This is a genomic window from Halorussus pelagicus (genome assembly GCF_004087835.1).
In the GTDB taxonomy this organism is placed as follows: domain Archaea; phylum Halobacteriota; class Halobacteria; order Halobacteriales; family Haladaptataceae; genus Halorussus; species Halorussus pelagicus.
This window is the reverse complement of record NZ_CP035119.1, coordinates 2,322,185-2,343,573: the sequence shown is the minus strand read 5'-3', so window position 1 is coordinate 2,343,573 and position 21,389 is coordinate 2,322,185. Positions and strand designations below refer to the sequence as shown.

The 21,389-nt window shown below is 64.8% G+C and carries 25 protein-coding genes; 15 read left to right on the top strand and 10 right to left on the bottom strand.

Annotated elements, in window-relative coordinates; translation table 11 throughout:
- Positions 1-48 precede the first annotated feature (48 nt).
- Positions 49-1,803: a cbb3-type cytochrome c oxidase subunit I gene (locus EP007_RS11790; RefSeq protein ID WP_243700376.1), complete on the top strand. Its 1,755-nt coding sequence runs from the start codon at positions 49-51 to the stop codon at positions 1,801-1,803.
- An 82-nt stretch (positions 1,804-1,885) separates the two neighbouring features.
- On the opposite strand, the gene EP007_RS17795 is transcribed toward EP007_RS11790, so the two are convergent.
- Positions 1,886-2,059 carry an NmrA family protein gene (locus tag EP007_RS17795; RefSeq protein ID WP_243700375.1) on the bottom strand — a complete coding sequence of 58 codons (174 nt, stop codon included), beginning with the start codon at positions 2,057-2,059 and terminating at the stop codon, positions 1,886-1,888.
- Between the two features lie 143 nt (positions 2,060-2,202).
- On the bottom strand, positions 2,203-2,352 hold the full coding sequence (locus tag EP007_RS18275) for a hypothetical protein (RefSeq protein WP_368408075.1): 150 nt from the start codon (positions 2,350-2,352) through the stop codon (positions 2,203-2,205).
- Positions 2,353-2,557: 205 nt separating this feature from the next.
- Here EP007_RS18275 and EP007_RS11780 point away from each other — a divergent pair, with 205 nt between their 5' ends.
- Positions 2,558-2,830: a DUF7520 family protein gene (locus tag EP007_RS11780; RefSeq protein ID WP_128477844.1), complete on the top strand. Its 273-nt coding sequence runs from the start codon at positions 2,558-2,560 to the stop codon at positions 2,828-2,830.
- Between the two features lie 58 nt (positions 2,831-2,888).
- Here EP007_RS11780 and EP007_RS11775 read toward each other — a convergent pair whose 3' ends face one another.
- Entirely contained in the window at positions 2,889-5,048 is a 2,160-nt protein-coding gene (locus EP007_RS11775; RefSeq protein ID WP_128477843.1) for a type II secretion system F family protein, read from the bottom strand.
- The gene (locus EP007_RS11770) at positions 5,048-6,706 is read right to left on the bottom strand and encodes a type II/IV secretion system ATPase subunit (protein WP_128477842.1); all 1,659 of its coding nucleotides are present in this window, start codon (positions 6,704-6,706) and stop codon (positions 5,048-5,050) included. The genes EP007_RS11775 and EP007_RS11770 overlap by 1 nt, the downstream gene beginning before the upstream one ends.
- A gap of 217 nt (positions 6,707-6,923) precedes the next feature.
- Here EP007_RS11770 and EP007_RS11765 point away from each other — a divergent pair, with 217 nt between their 5' ends.
- Positions 6,924-7,424, top strand: coding sequence for a DUF7549 family protein (locus EP007_RS11765; protein ID WP_128477841.1), 501 nt, complete (start codon positions 6,924-6,926; stop codon positions 7,422-7,424).
- A gap of 11 nt (positions 7,425-7,435) precedes the next feature.
- On the opposite strand, the gene EP007_RS11760 is transcribed toward EP007_RS11765, so the two are convergent.
- Positions 7,436-8,125, bottom strand: coding sequence for a class I SAM-dependent methyltransferase (locus EP007_RS11760; protein ID WP_128477840.1), 690 nt, complete (start codon positions 8,123-8,125; stop codon positions 7,436-7,438).
- A gap of 205 nt (positions 8,126-8,330) precedes the next feature.
- On the opposite strand from EP007_RS11760, the gene EP007_RS11755 reads away from it, so the two are divergent.
- Genes EP007_RS11755 through EP007_RS11745 form a run of 3 tightly spaced genes read left to right on the top strand, consistent with a single transcriptional unit; the run spans position 8,331 to position 10,980 of the window.
- Positions 8,331-8,768, top strand: a complete 438-nt coding sequence (locus EP007_RS11755; RefSeq protein WP_128478582.1) for a DUF5788 family protein — start codon at positions 8,331-8,333, stop codon at positions 8,766-8,768.
- Between the two features lie 2 nt (positions 8,769-8,770).
- Entirely contained in the window at positions 8,771-10,510 is a 1,740-nt protein-coding gene (gene polX, locus EP007_RS11750) for a DNA polymerase/3'-5' exonuclease PolX (protein WP_128477839.1), read from the top strand.
- Between the two features lie 2 nt (positions 10,511-10,512).
- Entirely contained in the window at positions 10,513-10,980 is a 468-nt protein-coding gene (locus tag EP007_RS11745; RefSeq protein ID WP_128477838.1) for a Mut7-C RNAse domain-containing protein, read from the top strand.
- Here EP007_RS11745 and EP007_RS11740 read toward each other — a convergent pair.
- Positions 10,977-11,969, bottom strand: coding sequence for a DUF7139 domain-containing protein (locus EP007_RS11740; protein ID WP_128477837.1), 993 nt, complete (start codon positions 11,967-11,969; stop codon positions 10,977-10,979). The genes EP007_RS11745 and EP007_RS11740 overlap by 4 nt on opposite strands.
- A gap of 245 nt (positions 11,970-12,214) precedes the next feature.
- On the opposite strand from EP007_RS11740, the gene EP007_RS11735 reads away from it, so the two are divergent.
- The 3 genes from EP007_RS11735 to EP007_RS11725 all read left to right on the top strand — a co-directional run bounded on the left by EP007_RS11735 (position 12,215) and on the right by EP007_RS11725 (position 14,888).
- On the top strand, positions 12,215-12,649 hold the full coding sequence (locus EP007_RS11735) for a hypothetical protein (RefSeq protein WP_128477836.1): 435 nt from the start codon (positions 12,215-12,217) through the stop codon (positions 12,647-12,649).
- Positions 12,650-12,884: 235 nt separating this feature from the next.
- The gene (locus tag EP007_RS11730) at positions 12,885-13,475 is read left to right on the top strand and encodes a hypothetical protein (protein WP_128477835.1); all 591 of its coding nucleotides are present in this window, start codon (positions 12,885-12,887) and stop codon (positions 13,473-13,475) included.
- 117 nt (positions 13,476-13,592) lie between these two features.
- Positions 13,593-14,888 (top strand): MFS transporter, encoded by a 1,296-nt coding sequence (locus EP007_RS11725; protein WP_128477834.1) that lies wholly within the window; start codon positions 13,593-13,595, stop codon positions 14,886-14,888.
- A gap of 86 nt (positions 14,889-14,974) precedes the next feature.
- Here EP007_RS11725 and EP007_RS11720 read toward each other — a convergent pair whose 3' ends face one another.
- The 3 genes from EP007_RS11720 to EP007_RS11710 all read right to left on the bottom strand — a co-directional run bounded on the left by EP007_RS11720 (position 14,975) and on the right by EP007_RS11710 (position 16,725).
- Positions 14,975-15,244: an HAH_0734 family protein gene (locus EP007_RS11720; RefSeq protein WP_128477833.1), complete on the bottom strand. Its 270-nt coding sequence runs from the start codon at positions 15,242-15,244 to the stop codon at positions 14,975-14,977.
- A gap of 65 nt (positions 15,245-15,309) precedes the next feature.
- On the bottom strand, positions 15,310-16,209 hold the full coding sequence (locus EP007_RS11715) for a DUF726 domain-containing protein (protein ID WP_368408105.1): 900 nt from the start codon (positions 16,207-16,209) through the stop codon (positions 15,310-15,312).
- Positions 16,210-16,323: 114 nt separating this feature from the next.
- Positions 16,324-16,725 carry a hypothetical protein gene (locus EP007_RS11710; RefSeq protein ID WP_128477831.1) on the bottom strand — a complete coding sequence of 134 codons (402 nt, stop codon included), beginning with the start codon at positions 16,723-16,725 and terminating at the stop codon, positions 16,324-16,326.
- A 454-nt stretch (positions 16,726-17,179) separates the two neighbouring features.
- On the opposite strand from EP007_RS11710, the gene EP007_RS11705 reads away from it, so the two are divergent.
- Genes EP007_RS11705 through EP007_RS11680 form a run of 6 tightly spaced genes read left to right on the top strand, consistent with a single transcriptional unit; the run spans position 17,180 to position 20,427 of the window.
- Entirely contained in the window at positions 17,180-17,461 is a 282-nt protein-coding gene (locus EP007_RS11705; RefSeq protein ID WP_128477830.1) for a 50S ribosomal protein L44e, read from the top strand.
- 2 nt (positions 17,462-17,463) lie between these two features.
- Positions 17,464-17,637, top strand: coding sequence for a 30S ribosomal protein S27e (locus tag EP007_RS11700; protein WP_128477829.1), 174 nt, complete (start codon positions 17,464-17,466; stop codon positions 17,635-17,637).
- On the top strand, positions 17,634-18,437 hold the full coding sequence (locus EP007_RS11695) for a translation initiation factor IF-2 subunit alpha (RefSeq protein WP_128477828.1): 804 nt from the start codon (positions 17,634-17,636) through the stop codon (positions 18,435-18,437). Before EP007_RS11700 ends, EP007_RS11695 begins: the two co-directional genes overlap by 4 nt.
- A 4-nt stretch (positions 18,438-18,441) precedes the next feature.
- Complete coding sequence (locus tag EP007_RS11690; protein ID WP_128477827.1) at positions 18,442-18,624, top strand: RNA-protein complex protein Nop10; 183 nt, start codon at positions 18,442-18,444, stop codon at positions 18,622-18,624.
- Between the two features lie 5 nt (positions 18,625-18,629).
- Entirely contained in the window at positions 18,630-19,388 is a 759-nt protein-coding gene (locus tag EP007_RS11685) for a proteasome assembly chaperone family protein (RefSeq protein WP_128477826.1), read from the top strand.
- A gap of 31 nt (positions 19,389-19,419) precedes the next feature.
- Entirely contained in the window at positions 19,420-20,427 is a 1,008-nt protein-coding gene (locus EP007_RS11680; protein WP_128477825.1) for a M48 family metallopeptidase, read from the top strand.
- On the opposite strand, the gene EP007_RS11675 is transcribed toward EP007_RS11680, so the two are convergent.
- Complete coding sequence (locus EP007_RS11675; protein WP_128477824.1) at positions 20,428-21,228, bottom strand: hypothetical protein; 801 nt, start codon at positions 21,226-21,228, stop codon at positions 20,428-20,430.
- Positions 21,229-21,389: the final 161 nt, after the last annotated feature.

Here is a 21,389-nt window from a genome sequence, read left to right as displayed (position 1 = left end):
GGCGGCGTATCCTAACCTTTCTTTACCTTGTAGTCCTGACGAAGCCGTATGGTAGAAGCCGGGCAAATCGCACTCACCGTCGTCATGGGGCTCCTCCTGTTTGGAGTCGCCACGTTCCTCACGCGGTTGGAGGACTGGCGCTCCTACACGCCCCTTGCGGGCGGCGGGTACGTCGGCGAACAGACTGGGCAGGCACACAGCGAGAAGCCTGCCGGAATCGTGCGTTGGCTAACGACGGTTGACCACAAGGACATCGGTATCCTCTACGGACTGTACGGACTCATCGCGTTCACGTGGGGCGGCATCGCCGTCCTGCTGATGCGCGCAGAACTGACGACGGCCGCCGAGAACTTCATCGGGGCGAACTTCTACAACGCCCTGCTGACGACTCACGGCATCACGATGCTGTTCCTGTTCGGGACGCCCATCATCGCGGCGTTCGGGAACTACTTCGTGCCCCTGCTCATCGGCGCGGACGACATGGCGTTCCCGCGAATCAACGCCATCGCGTTCTGGTTGCTCCCGCCCGCGGCCCTGCTCATCTGGGCGGGCTTCCCGCTGGCGTCGTTGACCGAGACCATCGACCCGGCCCAGACCTCGTGGACGATGTACACGCCGCTGTCGGTCGAGCAGACGAACCCCGGCGTGGACCTGATGCTTCTCGGACTGCATCTCTCAGGGGTTTCGGCGACGATGGGGGCGATAAACTTCATCGCAACCATCTTCAGCGAGCGCGGTGAGGAAGTCGGGTGGGAGAACCTCGACATCTTCTCGTGGACGATGGTCACCCAGTCGGGCATCATCCTCTTCTCGTTCCCGCTGCTCGGGAGCGCGCTCGTGATGCTCCTGTTGGACCGCAACTTCGCCACCACGTTCTTCGCGGCGGAAGGCGGTGGTCCCATCCTCTGGCAACACCTGTTCTGGTTCTTCGGCCACCCCGAAGTGTACATCCTCGTGTTGCCGCCGATGGGGCTGGTCAGTCTCATCCTGCCGCGGTTCTCGGGCCGGAAGCTGTTCGGGTTCAAGTTCGTCGTCTACTCGACGCTGGCCATCGGTGTCCTTTCGTTCGGCGTCTGGGCACACCACATGTTCAGCACGGGTATCGACCCGCGCATCCGGGCGAGTTTCATGGCGGTGTCACTCGCAATCGCGGTGCCGAGCGCGGTCAAGGTGTTCAACTGGATTACGACGATGTGGAACGGGAAAATCCGCCTCGTGGCACCGATGCTGTTCTGCATCGGCTTCGTCCAGAACTTCATCATCGGCGGCGTCACCGGCGTCTTCCTCGCGTCGATTCCGGTTGACCTCGTGCTTCACGACACCTACTACGTCGTCGGGCACTTCCACTTCATCGTGATGGGCGCTATCGCAGCTGCCGGGTTCGCGGGCATCTACTACTGGTTCCCGCTCTACACCGGCCGGATGTACCAGCGCACCCTCGCCAAGTGGCACTTCTGGCTGACGATGATCGGCAGTAACGTGACGTTCATCGCCATGCTCCTGCTGGGCTACGGCGGGATGCCCCGGCGCTACGCGACTTACCTCCCGCAGTTCACCAACATGCACATCGCCGCCACGGTCGGGGCGTTCATCATGGGCTTCGGACAACTCATCTTCGTCTACAACCTGCTGACTTCGTGGCTCGAAGGCCCCCGCGTCGAGAGCGGCGACCCGTGGGACCTCGAAGAGTACGGCATGAAGTCCAAGGAGTGGGCGTGGTTCGAGCGCAAGCGTGAGACGGCACTCACCGACGGCGGCGAAGAGGTCGCCACCGACGGCGGAGAGCCGACCGACGACGAATAGCGACGACCGTTTTTCCGATTTTTCTCTATCGAACAGCCACGCCACCGTCGAAAAGAGAGCGTTTTCGACCTCGCCCGCGCGCCTACCGCCGGAGCTCGTCTACGTAGTCGGCGACGTACTCTCGGAGCGGGCGGAGGTCTTGGCCCTGCACGTCTGACAAGTCGTCTGTCACGCGGTCGGCGAAACCGAAGCGCGCGGTGGTGTAGATGCCGACCATCACCGCGACGTAGGGCCAGTCGAACCCGCGGCGGCGCATGTGCTACGCGAACTAGGGAATCGAGGGGTCAGCGTACGCTACTGGCCGGTCCAACATCGCGCTGAACACTCCGGCGACCTGTCGGTGGGTGAGTGCGGCGGGACCGGTCCGGTCGTAGGCGCAGTCGCGGTGGCCCGGTTCGGTCAGCGCGACCGCCAGCGCATTGCCCCACGTCTCCGGTCGCTCGAAGTCGAACTCCGCGAGTTCGACTTCGTCCGCGAACCGGTCCGCTGCCCTACAGGGTCGCGGACGCCCGCTCGGACCGTCTCGTCGCGGTCCGCGTGCGCACTCACGACGTGAGACCCGACGGTACCGGTCGTGCCGGTAACGAGGACTTCATCGTTCTCGGAGTCACGTCACCGCGAGCACGAGGCCCATCGCAAACATGAGAAAAGCGATTCCCCCGAGGATGTAGCCCAGCATGTCTTTTTCGGTCATACCAGACGTTGGGGCGTCCGGATGAAAAGGCTAATCCTTCCCGCGGTCGGACCTTCGCTCGTGAGTGAGACGTTCCGCGGACGGTCGTTCGTCGTCGGGTTCTACTTCCTCATCGTCGCCATCACGGGCGCGGTCGGCGCGGTGTTGGGTGCGGTCGGTCCCGACGACCTCTCGACCGTGAAACTCCTCTTTCTGGTCGAGTTGGAACCGACGCCGCTCGGTCTCGCGGTCTACGGCGTCGTGACGGTCGGATTGGCGCTCGGAGTCCTGTTGGGACTGGTCGTCCTCGTCTCGGAAGTGGCCGACGCCGAGAAGCCACAAAACGATTCCTGACGCGGGTCGTTGGCCTTCTCACCAACGTTTCCAGGTGCGTCGGCTCTCGGAGCGACGACTACGGCAAGAATAGGAACACCGCGTAGGCGACGACCAGCAGGACCGTCGCGTGCTTCGCGCCGTTCCGGACGCTCCCCTCGCCCATCTGTCCGGCGACCAGCCCCGAGCAGACCGCCTGCACGAGCGACGTGTGGAAGAACAGCAGGGTGTAGGCCTCGACATCGACGCCCGCGATGCCCCCGATGGGACTGTTGCTCGCCGCGCTCCCCGGCGCGGGCGCGGCGGCGTCGGTCGGCAGGTTCGGGATGAGGATGCTGTTCAGCGCCCCGACGATGACGAGGAAGACGATGAACGAGAGGTAGATGATGATAATGTACGTCAGCATCTCTTGGCGGCGCTTGCGCTTGAGTCGCCGGGTGTCTTGGGCGTCGTCGGCCGCGATGCGCAGGACGCGCGCGATGTCGCCGCTGGCGTGCATCGCGTTGGCGATGAGCGTGACCGTCCGGGTGATGGTCGGCGTGTCGAGGCGGTCCTCCAGTCGGTAGAGCGCGGTCTCGGCGTCCACGCCCCACTCGATGTCGGTCCAGAGGCGCTTGGCCTCCGCGTCGAGCGCGCCGAGGTCGCTCGTGGCGACGCGCTCGAAGCTCTCGACGACCGACATTCCCGCCTCGTTGACGCTGGCGAGGCGGTCGAGGAAGTCCGGGACCGCGGCCTCGATTGCGGCGATGCGCCGCCGGTGGAGTTCCTGAACGACGGCGAAGGTGCCGACGGCGAACAGCGCGGCCTGCACCGCGAAGTCGTCGAACACTCGGAGCGTGAGCGTTCCGTTCGCCAGATGCGGCCACGACCGGAGCAGAATCGAGAGCAGGCCGAGCGGTATGGTGACGTAGAGGACGACGACGGGGTTCTCGCGCAGGGTCCGAGTCGGGTCCGAGAGCGCCCGCCGAAGCCAATCCACGTTCTCCGCGGCGTCGAGGCGCTCGAAGTTCGAGACGGCCGAGTCCTCAGTGGTCGCGCCAGCGTCGGCAGTCGCAGTTCCGCCGCCGTCCGAGAGCGCGGGCGTCGCGTCTTCGTCCGGGCGATCGACGCCCGTGCGCTCGGCCGTGGGCGCGTCCGTTCGCCGGACGCCCGCGAGCGCCGCGGCCGCGAGATTCACGTCCCGGTCCTCACGACTCGCCCGGAGCGATTCGGTGATGCTGTCGAGGTAAATGACGAACCCGACGTTCGCCAGCGGGATGGCGAAGTACGCAAGCATCCGGAGGACCGGCAGAGTGTCGCCCAGCGCCATCAGCCCCATGATGACGAGGATGGTGATAAACAGCAGCGGCGCGACGACGAACACCGAGACGTACCCCTCCGCGAGCGTGGCGAGCAGTTCGAGAAACGACTCCTGTTGGGCCTCGGCGTCCTCCTGATAGCGCCGGTACTGGGTGTCGAGATACGACGAAATGCTCTGGCCGCTCTGGAGGACGCTGGCGAGGTTGTCCGCGAACTCGCCGAACTTCTCGCTGGGCGTGCGGTCGGCGAGGCGTTCGATGGCCGAGAGCATGTCCAACCCCGCGTAGTCCATCGCCTTGACCGCGACCGCTATCTCCTCGGCGGCGTCGCCGAACACCTCCTGATTGCCCGCCAGTGTGCGCAGAATCTCGGGGAATGCCATCCCGGACCGCGAGAGCGCGTAGATGAACGCCACCGTCCGAGCGAGGCTTTCGTCGATTTTGCGCTCGCGGGCGTTCGCCCGGTAGGAGACGTTCTCCCACCGGAGCCAGTAGGTCACGACGCCCGAGAACACCCCGAGCGTCGCGCTACTCGCCAACAGGAGCGCGAACAACTGCCCCGCCGAGAGGTTCGGAAAGACGAGCAGGCCCGCGAGGAAGTGTAGTTGCGTGGGTAACGTCTCGCGCATCGTTTCGGGCGAGATGCGCAAAATCGCCAGCGCGCCCGCGACGACGTAGACGCCAGCGATGCTCCCGACAACCCCGGCGTATCCGGCGTACAGCAGGGTCTTGGCCGCGAACATCCGGTAGGTTTCGCTGGCGTGGACCGACTGGAGGAGCGTCCGGCGTTGCATCTGTCGCCTGCCGCGCTCGGCGACCCAGTCGCCGAACCCCGTGAGCGCGAGGAAGACGACGAGTCGGTTCGCCCGGCGCGAGACCGGCGCGAGCGCCACCGGGAGCGCGAACAGCGCGACCAGTACGAGCGGCAGAAACCCCCACATCAGTCGAACCCGGTCGTGACCTCGGCGTCCAACTCGATGGTGTCCAACACGCGGTCGGGATGGGAGTAATACTCGTTTATCATCGCGGTGAACCGCCGGTAGTCCGAGACGCCCTGCTCGCGGAGATACTGGAGGACGCGCTCGCGGTCACGGAGTTCTTCGAGCAGTTCGCTACGGGACCACCCTCGCTCGTCCTGAATCTCGTCCAAAATGTTGCTGTCGCTCTGGCGGAAGGTGTCCGCGTTGGCGTTCCACGAGAACGTCGTCGAGTAGTCCAAGTCGCCGGTCCGCTGGTCGATGCCCTCGATTTCGGCCAGCACGCGGTTCCGCCGGACGCGCTCGTCGCCGACGTAGGTCAGCGTCTGGACCGACAGGATGTCGAGGCTCTGAATCATCGCCCGCGGGACGTTGATGGGTTCGTTTTCGAGGCGGTTGATGACCGTCTGGACCGAGTCGGCGTGCATCGTCGAGTAGGTGGTGTGACCCGTGTTCATCGCCTGAAAGAGCGTCATCGCCTCCTCGCCGCGGACCTCGCCGACGACGATGTACTCGGGGCGGTGGCGAAGCGCGGACCGAAGCAGGTCGTACATCGTGATGTCGGCGCTCTCGCCCCGGCGCTCACGCGTGACCGACGACAGCCAGTTGTCGTGATACAGCGCCAACTCGCGGGTGTCCTCGATGGTCAGCACCTTCGAGCGCGGCGGGACGAACATCGAGATGGCGTTCATCGAGGTGGTCTTGCCCGACGCCGTCCCTCCGGCGAAGATGAGCGACTTGTTCGACTCGATGGCCAGCCAGAGATACGCCATCTGGTCGAGGCTAAACGTGCCGTACTCCACGAGGTCGATGGGCGTGAACGGTTCGTCGGCGTACTTCCGAATCGTGAACGCCGACCCGCGGGGCGTGACCTCCTCGCCGAGGGCGAGTTCGGCCCGCGAGCCGTCGGGCAGGGTCGTCTCGACCACGGGGTCGCCGATGCTGACGTGGCGGCCCGACTGCTGGGCGAGTCGGACCACGAGATTGTCTAACTCCTCTTGGCCGTAGACGACGTTCGTCTCGATGTCGGTGTACTCGTCGTGGTAGACGAACAGCGGCAAGTCGTAACCGTCACAGGAGATGTCCTCGATGTGGGGGTCCGACAGCAGGGGGTCCAACTTGTCGAACCCGCGAAACGAGCGAAAGAGGTAGTAGAACAGCCGGTAGAAGCTCGCCGTGTCCACTTCGACGCCGTACATCGAGAGGAGTTCCCGGAGTTCGTCTTTTAGGACGCTCTCGGCGGTGGCCGGGTCGTCGGCGTCCTCGCGGGGTTCCCGGCGGTGGACCAGCGAGTCGCGGATGTCCGAGAGCAGGCGGTCGAGCAGTTCGGTTTCGAGGTCGTCCAGTTCGGGTTCCACGACCTGATACAGATACTCGTTTTCCACCTCGTCGTAGTTGATGGAGACGAACGCGAAGGGGGCGTCCACCCAGTATCGGTCCACCTCCTCGTAGCCCGACAGCCCCGAGAACGTCACCAGCGGCCCGTGTTCGCCGGGGTCGTACTCCTCGGCGTCAACGGTGGTCCCTCGGAGGACTTCCGCGGTCCGCCGGAGCGTCCGCTGGAACTCCTGAATGCGAATCCGCACGTCGTTGGTCCACTCGGAGAGGGGCGACTGAGACATGATGGGTCGAAAACCGCGGGCAGCGACGACAGTCGTGTGGCCCGCGGACGGTTTACGCGCCACATCACAGCGGTGGTACTTAAATCACGGGTTGCGCTACGGATAGGGCGCGATTGGCCGACAGGTGAGGCCTGCTGACGACTCGCTCCAGAAAATCACCGAGTTGACACTCCTGCGTCCCGGTAGCTTTTACTCCCCGGCTTTCGGTGTCTCGCGCATGGTATGGGTTCGGTCCGAGTACGCGGGCGAGTTGGCCGTGGTCGCGGCGTGGCTCTCGGCGCTCCTCCCGTGGAACGTCACCTACTCGACGCTCTCGGGCGTCGGTAGTGTCCTGTTCGTCCGCTTTCCGTTCTTTCAGCTTCGGTACGTCTCGGGCATCTCCATTTCGGAGGGTCTCGCGGTCCGGACGCCGCTGAGCGCGCTCGCGCTTCAGGAGGGCCAGTCGATAGCGGCCGCGTATCAGGCGTGGACGGTCGGCGCGGCGGTCGTCGCCGCCGCCGTGGCGCTGAGCGTCCTGCTTTATCGGTTCGAGGAGCGCGTCGAGGCGACCATCGACCCGGTGCGAGCGATGGGTGGCCTGCTCGTGCTCGCGGGCGTCGTCCTCTCGGTTGCGACGTGGTTGCTCTGGACTCGCGGGTTCCCCGGACTGCCGATTCCGGTCGGTGTCGTCTTCCTCTATCTGTTCGGCGCGACCTTGCTCGTCGCCCGTCGGGAGTGACCCCAAGGGGTCTACTCGGCCTTGCCGCCGCCGTACACCGCGAAGTTGTAATACTGCCAGATGGACGTAACCGACTCGAAGCCAGAGTTCCTGAGCCAGACCAACTGGTCGGTCAGCGTCGAGGGGTCGTCGTAGTCGTCGCTGGCCTCCCACTCGTCCATGAACGCCGACTCGTCCCATCCCTTCGAGCGGACCCAGTTCTCTATCATGTCCTCCGAGAGCGTTTCGAGGTGGGGCGCGTCGAACCGAACCACGTCGCCGTTGATGAACCATCCGCCGGGCGCGAGCGATTCGTAGATGGCGTCAAAGAGGTCCTGCTTCCCGGTCTCGTCGAGGTGGTGAATCGCCAGCGAGGAGACCACGAGGTCGTACTCACCGTCCGCGTTCGGGTAGTCGTCGGGGAACGCGCCCGACCGGAGGGTCGCGCGGTCGCCGAACGTCTCCAGTTTCCGCTCGGCCTCGTCGAGCATCTGGTCGCTGTGGTCAACCGCCAGCACCTCGCTGTCGGGGAACCGAGTCAGGAGTTTGGTCGTGAGTTCGCCGGTCCCCGCGCCGAGTTCGAGGACGTTCACGGGGTCGCTTCGGTCGTGTGGCGGTGCGTTGAGGATGGTGTCGTGGAGTTCGTCGTACCGCGGCACGATGGCCTCGATACCGGGGTCGTAGACGCTCGCGTCCGCGAACACCTCTCCGGGCTTTTTCATGCACCTTCGTAATCACCCCACGCACCTATGCTTTGAACGGAGTCATAGCGCCGCCGGGCGATTATTTCTGGGGCGCATGCCCCGGCAGTCGTCGCCCGTATCTGTGACGAGGCGTCAACGCGGGCGACGAGGCGATTCGGGCGCGGTCCAGCAGGCGGGTCGCGCTCCCGGCGAATTTTTGGCGGTGGCGCACCGAGAACGAGACGTGAAGGAGTACGAGCGCAAGCAACTGCTCGAACGCGTCGAGCGCGAGGGCGCGACGGTCGGCGCGGACATCCCAGAGACCATCGACGTGCAGGGTGAGGAGATAGACCTCCGGGAGTTCGTCTTCGAAATCAAGCGACGGGAGACGGTTCCCGCGGGCGAGCGCGACCGAGTAGACGAGGCCAAGAAGAACCTCCGGCGCGAGCGTCTTCAGCGCAGGCAACTGCTGGAGGAGGGCGACATCTCCCGCGAGGAGGGCGAGGACCTCGTGGCCGCCGTCGTCGGCATCGACCGGGCGCTCAACGCGCTCGAAAGCCTCGGTCCGACCGACCTCGAACGCGAGAGCCAAGCCAAGGAGGCCGCCGACCAGAAGCGCTGGATGTCGTTTCTCAAGCAAGCGCTCGGGCGCGACGACGCGGGCAGTCGCGGACGATTCTAACCATGTCACGAAACGCCGAAATCGCCGATGTACTCGAAGCGTACGCCGACCTGCTGGCCGCCCAAGGTGTCGATTACAAGCCGAAGGTGTACGAGCGGGCCGCCGAGAGCATCCGGGACTCCCCCGAGAACATTGAGGAACTGGCCGCCGAGGGACCCGAAGCCGTCCAGCGGATTCAGGACGTGGGCGAGTCCATCTCGGAGAAAGTCGTGGAGACCGTCGAGACCGGCACCTTCGAGCAGTTAGAGGAAAAGCGCGCGGAGATGCCGGTCGAGATGGCTGAACTCACGAGCGTCGAGGGCGTCGGCCCGAAGACGGTCGGCGATCTCTACCGGGCACTGGACGTGCGGGACTTGGACGACCTCGAAAACGCGGCCCGCGAGGGCGAGATTCGGGAGGTGTCCGGGTTCGGCGAGAAGACCGAGCAGAACATCTTGGAGGGCATCCAGTTCGCCCGCCAGTCGCAGGGCCGGGAACTGCTCGGCGATGCCCGACCTGTTGGCGAGGCGGCCCTCGACTTCTTCGAGGCGATTCCGGAGGCGGGTCGGTGCGAACTCGCGGGGTCGCTCCGCCGCTGGAAGCCGACCATCGGCGACATCGACGTGCTGGTCGGGAGCGAGGACCGACAGGCGGTCATCGACGCGTTCACCGACTGGACGGAGACCGACGAAGTCATCGAGGCCGGAACGGACAAAGCGAGCGTGCGCTCGGACGGCCAGCGCGTAGATTTGCGCGTCGTGGACCCCGAGGAGTTCGGGAGCGCGCTCCAGTATTTCACCGGGAGCAAGGAACACAACATCCGCCTGCGCAACTACGCCATCGAGCGCGAGTTCAAGATCAACGAGTACGGCGTCTTCGACGTGAGCGAGGTCGAAGACGCAGACGCCGGACAGCGTGTGGGCGAGCGCGTGGCTGGCGAGACCGAGGAAGGGATGTACGAGGCGCTTGGTCTGCCCTACATCGAACCGGAGATGCGCGAGGACCGCGGGGAAATCGACGCCGCGGCCGCCGACGCCCTGCCGGACCTCGTGGAGGTGGACGAAATTCGGGGCGACCTGCATCTCCACACCGAGTGGTCCGACGGCGGATTCACCATCGAGGAGATGGCCGAGGCCGCCGCGGCGTTCGGTCACGACTACATTGCCGTCTCCGACCACGCGACCGGGCCGGGGATGGTCGGCGGCGTCGGACTGGATGACGAGGAGTTACGCGAGCAACTGGCCGAGATTCGAGCCATCGAGGACGACCTCCCCGTCACGGTGTTCGCTGGCGTCGAGACCAACATCGCCGAGGACGGGCAAATCAGCGTCGGCGACGACCTGCTTTCGGACCTCGACTGCGTAGTCGCGTCGCCACACAGCAAACTGGAAGGCGACGGGACCGACCGCCTCGTCGCGGCCATCGAACACCCGAGCGTCGATATCCTTGGTCATCCGAGCGGCCGGATGATACACAAGCGCCCCGGTCTCGAACTGGATATCGACGCGGTGGCCCGCGCCGCCGTGGACCACGACACCGCGCTCGAAATCAACAGCAACCCTCACCGCCTCGACCTCTGGGGAAGCGCGGTCAAGCAGGCCGTCGAGGAGGGCGCGACCATCGCCATTGACACCGACGCCCACTCCCCACCCGAGTACGCGAACGTCCGATACGGCGTCCACACCGCCCGGCGCGGGTGGGCGCAGGCCGACGATATTCTGAACGCGCGGGACGCCGAGGGCGTGCGCGAATTTCTGCACTGACGATGGCTGAAACGCCCCGCGGACCCTCGGAAACGCCGCTTCTGCTCGACGCCATGCTCGGCAAGTTGACGACGTATCTCCGGATGTGCGGCTACGACGCGGCCTACGCGCTCGACAGGGGACGGGAGACCGACGAGAAGCTACTCGAAATTGCGCGCGACGAGAACCGCCTGCTCGTGACGCGCGACGCCGAACTGGCCGAGAGCGCGGGCGGCTTGCTCCTCACGTCGAAGGACGTGACCGACCAGTTGGGGGAACTGGCCGACGCCGGGTTCGCGCTCGAACTCTCGGACCCGAGGCGATGTGCGAACTGTAACGGCGAGTTAGTCGCCGTCGCACAAGCCGACTCGACGCCCGAGTACGCGCCTGACCCCGCGGAGACCGAAACGTTGCGCTGTCCGGACTGCGGGCAACACTTCTGGAAAGGAAGCCACTGGGACGCGGTAAAAGAGACGCTTCGAGGCGTCTAGCTGTTCGGTTCCCACTCCTCGCAGGCGTCCATGTCGCTCATCGTGCGACCGTAGAAACCGCAGTGGGGTTGCATCCCCTCGTTGGTCCGGACGTACTGGAAGTGCTGGCAGTTGCCGCAGTAGGCGTCAGTGGTTCCCTGTTGAGGTTGGGTCGGCGAGTCGGCGTCGTCCAGCGGCGATTGGATATCGTCGCTGGCGGTGCCCCCGTCGCTCGTCGCCACGCCGCGACCGGACGCAGCGAAGTTCGACGCGTCCCGGTCGGCGTGGTTCGTCTGAGTCGGGGTCTCGCCGTCCGGCATGTTCCCCATGAATGCGACGCCGCCGAGACCGGTGTCGGCCGGGTCGGCGGCGACTCGCCCGGAGTCGGTCGGAATCGGTTCGGGGTCGTTGTCCGGGTCGCCCGCGGCCGCGTCCGCGAGTTCGGTCTGGAGCGCGTTCAGATTCTCGATGTCGTCGAACTCCGACAGTTCGTCCTTCTGGACCTCGACGGTCCGGACCTCGCCCTCGTGGGCGACTTCGAGCGTGACGGTGCCGCCGGGGTCGTTTCGCGTCTTGAAGTTGACCACGGCGACGAACAGACAGCCGAAGGTGACGAGCGCGCCAAAGAAGTAGACGGCGACGACCGGGAGCGTGAGCTGTCGATTGTAGCCCGCCCAGTGTTTCGGGTAGGCGTAGGTGAACAGTGCGACCCCGAGCATCGAGATGCCCGCACCGATTGCGGCCGCGGCCCGGACGCGCTCGCTGGCTGGCAGGACGCTGAAGATGCCGACGAACACAGCCGGGACGCCGAGTCCGGCGAGGACGCCCGCGACCTTGCGGGCACCCAACAGGTCGAGTCCGAAAACGGTGTGAAGGCTCGTCGTGGCGAAGAGGATGCCGAGTACGACGAGCAGCGCCCCGGCGGCGAACAGACCGACCCCGAGGTAGAGGAGTCGGACGTTCCCGACCTCGCCGACGTTCTCCTCGTAGGCCTCCGCGAGGCTTGTCATACGGGGACAATTGCACGCGAACAAGTAAACGTTGCGTCAGACGCCTGTGGCCGTTCTGGTAGGTCGGTCGCGGGGCGGAAACGACGGATACCGGAGCCGCGACGACCCAAATTGCCGATTCATGTCAACTCAGAAGAACGAGGCGGGACGTGTGAAGAATCCCCAGACGAACGCCCGCGGTGTTCGCTAACTCGGGCGCTTCCCGAGACACCACGCTTTTCCACGTCGGTCCCGAACGCCGAGTCATGGCAGACGACGATTCCAACGAGAACGCACCTAACGAGTCCGAGGGCGGAGAGGGCGAGGAAAAGTCCTTCCGAGAGCGCGTCGAGGAGATTCGAGAGAAGCGCGCCGAAGAGGGCGAGGCAGAGGGCGACGCCGACGAGCGACGCGAGAAGATGGAAGAGATGATGGGCGGCGGTCCCGGCGGCATGGGCGGCGGTCCCGGTGGCGGCGGCAACCCGTTCGCACAGATGATGAGCGGCATGATGGGCGGCGGTCCCGGTGGACCCGGCGGCGCAGGTCCCGGTGGCGCTGGTCCCGGCGGCCGACCCGGCGAGGGCGAGTCCGTCGGCGACGAGGAACTCGTCCGCGAGGTCCGACAGCTCCGCGACGAGGTCCGCGACGCAACGCGACAGCTTCAGCGCATCGCCGACGCCGTCGAAGACCTCGACGACTGAGAGTCGCGCCCGACGCTCGGTCCCGTCGAGACAGTTCGTCCGACTTCCGGATTTTTTGTTGACTGCGTCCCGTCAGTTCGGTAGGGGACGGTCCGTCCAGTTCCGATCAACTACGCCATCCAGAGGTCTAAGTATCACGGCATGAACAACCACACCGTGTGCCCGAGCGAATCCTCCAACTCCGGCAACGTACTTCACGTCCCCGACCTCACGTAACTTGCTGGAGGCTTTAAAGATGAAACGCCGAACCGTCGTCGTCGGTACACTCACCGCCTTCACCGGCCTCACCGGGTGTCTCGGCTCGTCGCAGACCGACACCCCGAGCGAGACGACCGAGAAGCGAACGACGGACGAACCACCGACGACGGAAGACTCGTCTACGACGGTCACGACACCGGCAGTGAACGAGACGCCATACGCCGCTGTCGGACAGTGGAACCTCCCGAAAAATCCGTTTTCGTCGGGTGAACCGCCGCGGGTCGCCTTGCTGACCGACGGCGACTGGCGAAGTCGGCTACGCGAGTCGGGACTGTCGGACCGGAGTCGGTCGTTCCTCTCGGAGACGGATTTCGAGGAAAACAGCGTCGTCGCGGTGTCGGCCCGCGTCTCGGCCGGGAAGAATCGACTCGTAGTCGAGTCAGTCGAGGGCGTCGGGACCGAAACTCTGCGACTCCGACTCAGCGAGTACGAGTCCGAGAGCGGACTCAACAACGCGCCGCTCCACCTGCTGTTGGTCCGGGTTCCGAACCGCGGGACGAGACCGACGCAAGCGCGAGCAACGCTTGCCCTCGTCGGGGACACCGCTACCATCTCGACAGGAGACTAAAGTCCTCAGCGCCACGTTTTCTGCTGTACTCGTTCTCCATGCGAAGCCGTCTCAGTGCGACAGTTTCCGGGAGCCGTGGATTTATTATCGACCCATCTGCTATTTCGGTTCGTAACAGTGTCCGAGTCAAGCGGCGGCACGCTCCGCCTCTTCGGAAACCGCGAGTTCGTCGCGCTCGCCAGCACCGCGTTCGCCCGGAGTCAGGCCTACTCCACGATTCTCATCGCGCTGGCGCTGTACGCCGACATGTTCAATACGTCGGGCACGGTCGAGGGACTGTTCGGCACCGCGTTCGCGGCGGTCCAGTTGCTAATCGTCCTCCCGCTCGGGCGGTACATCGACCTCAAGGACGCCAAGAAGTTCCTGCTGGTCGGTCTCCTGCTCAACGTCGCGGTGTTCGTCGGCTTCACGTTCGTCTCCGGCGTCGAACACGTCATTCTGCTCCGCGCGGTGCAGGGGCTGGGCGCGAGCATCCTCTGGCTAACTGGCACCACCGTGGTCGGCGAGATTAGTCCCGACGAGTCCCGCGGCCTGTGGATAGGGTCGTACAATCAGGTCGGGGCGTTTTCGAGCCTGTTCGGCGACGTGTTCGGCGGACTGTTGCTGTTCGTTTACGGCTTCGAGATGACCTACGCCGTGTTGAGCCTGTTCACCATCGGCGCGTTCGTCTCGGTCTACCTCTTCCTCCGGGACAACCCCGGCGGGAGCGCCGACCCCGAGGAGGCCAGCGGAATGGAGACCATCAAGGACCTGCTCGGCCGCCGGGCGATTCAGGCGCTCGTCTTCTTCCGCGGGTCGTTCAGCGTCGGCAAGATGGCGGTCATCACCTTCCTGCCCATCTACGCTCGGACCGGGTTCGGCATCAACGCGTTTCTCATCGGCGGCATCATGGCCGGAGGGAAACTCACGAAGGGACTCACGCAGGGGTGGGTCGGCGACCTGACCGACCGGTTCGGCCGGAAGTACCGGTTCGTCCTCGCGGGCGCGCTGGTCTACGCGGTCGGTGTGGCGCTCATCCCCCTCGCTGGGTTCGCGGAGGGGCGCGTTCCGAGCGTGACGCTCGCGGCGTTCGGCGAGCAGATGGCGCTTCCGGGGGCGTTCTTCGTCCTGTTCGCGGCCTACGGCGTCCTCGGCATCGGCGACAGCATTCGACTCCCCGCCAGCATGTCGCTGTTCGTCGAGGAAGGCGAGTATTTCGACGCGGTGGGGTCGAGCCTCTCGCTCCGGTCTATCGCGTGGAAGGTCGGACAGGTCGGCGGCCCGGTGCTGGTCGGAGCCATCTGGGACGCCACCTCGGTCCTCGTCGCGTTCTGGACTGCGGCAGGATTCATCATCGTCTCGGCGGCCACGTTCACGGTGCTGTTCGGCACGGAACCCGCGCCCGAACACGTCACCGCGCCCGCGAACGACTGAGCGAGCGTCGAGGTGCTCGATGGAGTCAAAGAAAGGATTCGGCGGACTCGAAAAACGACGCGGGGAGCGACGGCGGAGTTGCGAGATTACGAGACAGCGACTTCGTCGGCGCGTTTGATGATATCGATGGCGTCGGCGTCCACGGACTCGGTGTCGAGCCAGTGGGGCACGTAGTTGCGCTTCTCGAAGTCCTCGCGCTCGTCCTCGGTGCCGATGACGCACCACAACTGCGGTTCGTCCGGGCCGTGCCAGTCGCCCTGCCGACTGATGCCGAAACAGACGACTTCGCTGCCGTCGTAGTTGATGACGGCGTTCTTCCGGATGCCGGGGTCCCCGTGGATGATGAGTCGCTTCATGCCCGGCGATTCGGAAGGAGCGTGTTTAAGCGCTTCGGGACCGGTCTCGGACGCGCGTCTCGTCGTCAGACGTACGAACCGACGTGGGCCATGTGATGGACCACCTCGTCCGAGAGATTCGTCAGGTAGCCTGAGTGGTCGGTGCCGACCTGCGACGTGCTGTCGGACTCGGTGTAGTTGGGCGCGGGCGTGTTGCCCTCCTCGTAGCCAGTCTCGCCGAGCGCTTGATCGAACTCGATGGTGTTGTAGACCCACTGGAGCACGTCGTCTTCGTGGCTGTGGTAGTTGAACGCGGCCGTGACGACGTTGCTGATGGCGTTGTACGTGTCGATAGACTCCTTCGTGGGCGCTTCGTTGTCCTGTGCGGCCCCGAGGAGATGCGTCGAGTACACTCGGTGCCCGTTGTCCGTGAACCACGACCCGTTCAGCGACCGAAGCGAACTCAACAGGACCTGCGCGCCCAGCGAGTGACTGGCGAGTCGAACGGTCGAATTCGGGCACTGGTGCTTGAGGTCCACGAGGAACTGGGACAGTTTCGCGCCGTTTTTCTGTGCGACATCTTGGGCCTCGCCCCATCCGTAGTCGATGCCGCCGCCAACGTCGTTGTCCCATGTGTAGCCGACGACCGTGCCGCCGTACCCGGACCCGGTGAGTTCGTCGCGCGCGAGGCGGGCCTTCTCGCGGGCCGCCTGCTCGGTGTCCGATTCGCTACTCTTCTTGTCCCAGCCGTGGATGAACACCGTCAGGTCGCCAGCACAACCGGTATCGACGCCGGGGACGAGACCGTTCGTATCGTAGCTGAGTTGCGTCTCGCCCGAGACCAACGATCCGTCGTCAGTGAAGTGGTCGCGCGTCGAGACAAGGGGCACGTCGTAGGCCGCCGTGGAACCGGACGACCCGACGAGGGCGGCGACTCCGGTGGTAGCTACCGCGCTCTGCTTGAGTAAATTGCGTCTTCTGACTATCATCAAAATTATAGCTTATCGGAGCTTACTTAATATTTTTTGCAAAGAAACAAATGATTGAATCATCTTGTCGTCGGTAAGCTGGCGCTCGCAGGCCGACGACCGGCACGCGCGTTATCGCAGGAAGTCGTCGATTGCGTCGGTGACCGAGTCGTCGTGATTCCGGACGCGCCGGTCGTAACAGGTCTCACAGACCAATCCGTGTTCGCCGACCGGTTCGCGGTCCTCCTCGTCGCGTTCGTGTCCGAAGTAGTAGCCACAGTCGTCACAGACGAGGAGTTCGTCCGCGGGTCCGAGCCATCCGCGAAGCGACCCGTAAGCCGCCTCGTCGGCCAGCAGGTCGTCGGCCGCGAGTTCGTCGGGGCAGTCGGAGACCCGAGCGAGTCGGTCTCTGTGGGCCTCGTTGATGTGGGACGCGCCCTGCACGCGGGCGGCCTGCCGAGCGGCGTCACAGTCCTCGCCGGTCCCGCGGATTCGATACCCACAGTGGACGCACTCGAAACGATGCTGGACCATTATGCGGACTCGGACGCCGCGAGTCGGTCTGGCCCCGGTACGGTCCCGCCAGCGGATTCGTAAAACGAGGTCTTCCGAATCCAGCACCCGCGCTCCTGCGGCGTCGCTTCCCCCCGCCCGTCCATTCCGTATCGTTCGAGCCGATTCGAGTGAGAGCCTAACATCGTATCCTCCGACGACTGCCGCCGTGAACGCGGTCGTCGTTACCGCCACATATTCACATACGACAGTCGTTACCGAATTGTTTTCACGGAGATGACTTAAAATCGTGCCACGCGGAGTAAAAGTGAAAGTCCGTCACGGAAACGACCCTGTATCGGTCGGGACGGCGGCCACCACGGAGACCAACAACTCGAAAGGAGAACTCCCAACTGCGGTCCCCGCCGTCGGGGATTCGTCGTGAACCAAACGGGTTTTAAGCCCGGTGGCCTTACACCCGACAAGGTAGATATCTATGCAGATGCCACGACGGTTCAACACGTACTGCCCGCATTGTAAAGCCCACGAAGAACACGAAGTCCAGAAGGTCCGAACCGGTCGTTCGACCGGCATGAAGTGGGACCAGCGCAAGCAGCGCGAGGGCTCGAAGGGTATCGGTAACCGCGGTCGGTTCTCCAAGGTCCCCGGTGGCGACAAGCCGACGAAGAAGACCGACCTCAAGTACCTCTGCAGCGAGTGTGGCAAGGCCCACCTCCGCGAGGGATGGCGCGCTGGCCGACTGGAGCTAGAGGACTAATCATGGCAGGAAACTTTTACACCGTTCAGTGTCCGGACTGTGACAACGAACAGACCGTCTTCGGCAAGGCCGCGACCGAGGTCGCCTGCGCCGTCTGCGGCGCGACCCTCGCCCGGCCGACCGGCGGCGACGCCGAATTCGAAGGCGAAGTAACTGATACAGTGGAAGCCCGATGAAATATAGCGGCTGGCCCGACACCGGCGAACTCGTCGTCGGCAAGATAGACGAAATCGAAGACTTCGGCGTCTTCGTGGACCTCTCGGAGTACGAGGACAAGCGCGGACTCATCCACGTCAGCGAAGTCGCAAGCGGGTGGATAAAGAACATCCGCGACCACGTCAACGAGGGCCAGACGGTCGTCTGCAAGGTACTTGACGTGGACGAGGACGCACAGCAGATCGACCTCTCGCTGAAGGACGTTAACGACCATCAGCACTCCGAGAAGATTCAGGAGTGGAAAAACGAGCAGAAGGCCGACAACTGGATGGAACTGGCCTTCGGCGAGGACATGGACGACGACAAATACGCCCACGTCGCCAACGAACTCCTTGCGGAGTTCGGCGGTCTCTACGGCGGATTCGAGCAGGCCGCGATTCACGGTCCCGAGGCCCTGGACGACACCGACCTCACCGACGACGAACTTGACGCCATCGTGGATACCGCCCGCGAGAACGTCTCGGTGCCCTACGTCACGGTCACGGGCTACGTGGACCTCGAAAGCGCGTCAAGCGGCGGCGTAGACGACATCAAGGAGGCCCTACAGGCCGCCGAGGGGAACGGCGACATCCCCGACGAAATCGACCTCGAAGTCACCTACGTCGGCGCGCCCGAGTACCGCATCCGGGTGCAAGCACCCAACTACAAGACCGCCGAAGACCAACTCAAAGAGAGCGCGGCCCGCGCGGAAGAGGCCATCGAGTCGGTCGGCGGCACCGGGGCGTTCCACCGCGAGCGCCAGACCGAAGAAGAGCAGTAGACGGATGAAATCCGACATCCTCGTCTGTTCGGCGTGGCGCGACGAACACCCGCGTCCGGTATACACCCTTTCTTCGACGTGTCCCGACTGCGGAGCAGACGCCGTCAACAGCGCACCCGCGCCGTTCAACCCCGAGGACCCCTACGGCGAGTACCGACGGGCACTTAAGCAGCGCGCCCGCGAGTAAGCCACATGGACGAACTCGATATCGAGGCAGTTGCGGACCCCGACCTGCAGGACCCGGTTCTGGTCGAGGGCCTGCCGGGCGTCGGCCACGTCGGAAAGCTGGCGGCCGAACACCTCCTCGAAGAGAAAGACAGCGAGTTGGTGCGGCGAGTCTACTCCGAACACTTCCCGCCGCAAGTCAGCGTCGAAGACGACGGGACGACCGAACTGGCCTGCGTGGAGGTTTACGCCGTCGAACTCGACGACCGCGACCTGCTGGTGCTGACCGGCGACCATCAGGCCAGTGATAACACCGGCCACTATCGCCTGACCGACGCCTTCCTTGGTATCGCTGAGGAGTTCGGCGTCGAGACGGTGTACGCGCTCGGCGGCGTCCCCACAGGCGAACTGATGGACGAGTACGACGTGCTGGGCGCGGCCACCGACGAGGAGTTCGTGACGGAACTCGAAGACGCTGGCGTCGAGTTCCGCGAGGACGAACCCGCGGGCGGCATCGTCGGCACGAGCGGACTCCTGCTCGGACTCGGCGAGCGGCAGGGCTTCCGAGCGACGTGTCTGATGGGCGAGACCAGCGGTTACCTCGTTGACCCCAAGAGCGCCCGCGCGGTCCTCGAAGTGTTGGAGGACGTGTTGGACTTCGAGGTCGAGTTCGACTCGCTGGAGGAGCGCGCCGACGACATGGAGGACGTGGCGAACAAGATTCAAGAGATGGAGAGCCAGCAGTCCGGAATGGCGACCGACGAAAACCTGCGGTACATCGGCTGAACGAAGCCCTCCGCAGAGCCCTCCCAGAACGATGACAAGCATTAGACTCGCGTCTCGCCTTGGGGTCGCCTTGCTTGCGGTGGTCAGTTGCACGCTCGCGCTCATCGGCGGTATCGTGATTTCGACCGCGCAAATCGGTGCGATAGTCGGGCCAGCCTTGCTCGTGTCACCCGAGACTGGAGCGTCCGTCGGCACGATACTCGGGACCGTCCTCGCGGTTGGTATCGTCGTCGTGACCGCCTCCACCGGGACGAACGCCGTCCACGACCGGTTCGACTCACGCCCAATAACCGGGACTGCGTACGCGGGCGACGAGATCGAGTCACTCGTCGAACGCCTTGCTCTCCAACTCGACGTTCCAATGCCCGCTGTGGAACTCGCCGAGACGTCAGTTCCACACGCCTCCGTCTCGGGACTGACGCGCAGCGGGACCACGCTCGTCGTCTCGTCCGGACTGCTGGACCGACTGGACCGCGATCAGTTGGCAGCGGTCCTCGCTCATGAACTCGCCCACCTCGCTAACCGGGATGCGCTGGTCGTCACACTGGTCGCGGTTCCGGCCGTGTTCGGGCAATCAGTGATGGACCGCATGAACGCCACTAATGAGAGCGAGGGCGTCCCTGGCGGTCTCTACACCAACCTGTTCGGCATCGCTGTCTTCCTACTCGCGGGTTGTGTCTGTCTGATCGGAAAGTCGATGCTCGCGGTTTTCACCCGACAGCGCGAACTCGCCGCGGACAGAGCGGCGGCGCAACTCGTCGGGTCGCCAGCCACGCTCGCCGACGCTCTCGAGACGCTTGATCCCGAGTCCATCGACGCTCCGGTGGCGGACATCCGCCGGGCACGGGCCGTTGGCGTTTTCTCTATCGTGGAACCGCCCCAATCGTCTCGAGACGCGTTCACCATCTGGGAAAACCAGCGCCGACCGCCAACTGTACGAGTCCGCGATTGGTTCGTCGCCACCGGCGACGCGCTGTTCGCCACGCACCCTCCCATAGAGAAGCGAACGGAACTCCTTCGGAGAGACGAGCGAGAGTAGTCAGCGCTCGTCTCGGACCTTCGAGAGTCGTCGGGAGAGCGACGGGCGAGACCGGAGGTGCTGGACGATTCGATTCGGGTTCTCCTCAATTCCAGCCTGTGCAGCGAGTTCCTGAAGCGAATCACTCAGTCGCTCGGCCCCGACTCGACTTGCCGCTCGCCTGTCGGCGCGATATCCGAGCCGCCAGCACAGCCAATCGAGGGCGACAACGGTGACGATGCCCGCGGGCAAGGCGACGGCGACAGTCAGAGGCGTCGGCCGGACTGGGACGAGTTTGAGCAGGAGTCCAAGGAGAGCGACGCCGACCAACACCTTGAGCGAGAGGACCAGAGCGGCGACTCCACGGTAGGAGAGTCGCTCTCGCTCGCCGTGAATGGCGAGCATGGACTCGAACGCGACCTCCGACTGGTCGAAGAACCGTTCGGAGACGTACAGTCGCCGCAAGCCCACGGGACCGACGACCGCCATTTCGGTGTCCGAACCGAACGCACCTTCGACGACCCGCCACGGTACGTCAGCGAGCGGCGTCGCCTCCGTGGCTTCGGCGAGTCGCCGCCGTTCGTCGTCGGACGGCATGCGCGCAGAAACCGACAGCGAAACCAGTATCGGTCCCGCGAGATACGAGCCGAGGGGCAGGGCGGCGACTGCGACGCCGACAATGCCGAGGCCGAACCGGGCGTTGGCGACCGTCGCGGCGAGCGCGACCGGAAGGCCCAACATAAGACCGTGAACCCCAAGTGTCCGGGCCGCGGCGAGGGTGGCGGTCATTCGGTCGGGAGCGGACTCAGCTGTCGGGGTCATCGAGGGAAACACGGCATAGTATGTGCTGACCGTGGCGAGTACGGCGGTCGGGAGGACTAGCGACCAGCCGAGTATCGTACCGAATATATCGGGCAGTGTCGGTGCAAGTGCCGTGCGGACGGCGTTCGGCACGTTTGTGATAACCGCTGTTCCGATGGCCG

Coding starts and splice junctions, on each gene's coding strand:
- EP007_RS11790 (WP_243700376.1), top strand. CDS start 49: ATGGTAGAAGCCGGGCAAATCGCACTCACCGTCGTCATGGGGCTCCTC.
- EP007_RS17795 (WP_243700375.1), bottom strand. CDS start 2,059: ATGCGCCGCCGCGGGTTCGACTGGCCCTACGTCGCGGTGATGGTCGGC.
- EP007_RS11775 (WP_128477843.1), bottom strand. CDS start 5,048: ATGTGGGGGTTTCTGCCGCTCGTACTGGTCGCGCTGTTCGCGCTCCCG.
- EP007_RS11770 (WP_128477842.1), bottom strand. CDS start 6,706: ATGTCTCAGTCGCCCCTCTCCGAGTGGACCAACGACGTGCGGATTCGC.
- EP007_RS11765 (WP_128477841.1), top strand. CDS start 6,924: ATGGTATGGGTTCGGTCCGAGTACGCGGGCGAGTTGGCCGTGGTCGCG.
- EP007_RS11760 (WP_128477840.1), bottom strand. CDS start 8,125: ATGAAAAAGCCCGGAGAGGTGTTCGCGGACGCGAGCGTCTACGACCCC.
- polX (WP_128477839.1), top strand. CDS start 8,771: ATGTCACGAAACGCCGAAATCGCCGATGTACTCGAAGCGTACGCCGAC.
- EP007_RS11745 (WP_128477838.1), top strand. CDS start 10,513: ATGGCTGAAACGCCCCGCGGACCCTCGGAAACGCCGCTTCTGCTCGAC.
- EP007_RS11740 (WP_128477837.1), bottom strand. CDS start 11,969: ATGACAAGCCTCGCGGAGGCCTACGAGGAGAACGTCGGCGAGGTCGGG.
- EP007_RS11735 (WP_128477836.1), top strand. CDS start 12,215: ATGGCAGACGACGATTCCAACGAGAACGCACCTAACGAGTCCGAGGGC.
- EP007_RS11730 (WP_128477835.1), top strand. CDS start 12,885: ATGAAACGCCGAACCGTCGTCGTCGGTACACTCACCGCCTTCACCGGC.
- EP007_RS11720 (WP_128477833.1), bottom strand. CDS start 15,244: ATGAAGCGACTCATCATCCACGGGGACCCCGGCATCCGGAAGAACGCC.
- EP007_RS11710 (WP_128477831.1), bottom strand. CDS start 16,725: ATGGTCCAGCATCGTTTCGAGTGCGTCCACTGTGGGTATCGAATCCGC.
- EP007_RS11705 (WP_128477830.1), top strand. CDS start 17,180: ATGCAGATGCCACGACGGTTCAACACGTACTGCCCGCATTGTAAAGCC.
- EP007_RS11700 (WP_128477829.1), top strand. CDS start 17,464: ATGGCAGGAAACTTTTACACCGTTCAGTGTCCGGACTGTGACAACGAA.
- EP007_RS11695 (WP_128477828.1), top strand. CDS start 17,634: ATGAAATATAGCGGCTGGCCCGACACCGGCGAACTCGTCGTCGGCAAG.
- EP007_RS11690 (WP_128477827.1), top strand. CDS start 18,442: ATGAAATCCGACATCCTCGTCTGTTCGGCGTGGCGCGACGAACACCCG.
- EP007_RS11685 (WP_128477826.1), top strand. CDS start 18,630: ATGGACGAACTCGATATCGAGGCAGTTGCGGACCCCGACCTGCAGGAC.
- EP007_RS11680 (WP_128477825.1), top strand. CDS start 19,420: ATGACAAGCATTAGACTCGCGTCTCGCCTTGGGGTCGCCTTGCTTGCG.
- EP007_RS11675 (WP_128477824.1), bottom strand. CDS start 21,228: ATGACCCCGACAGCTGAGTCCGCTCCCGACCGAATGACCGCCACCCTC.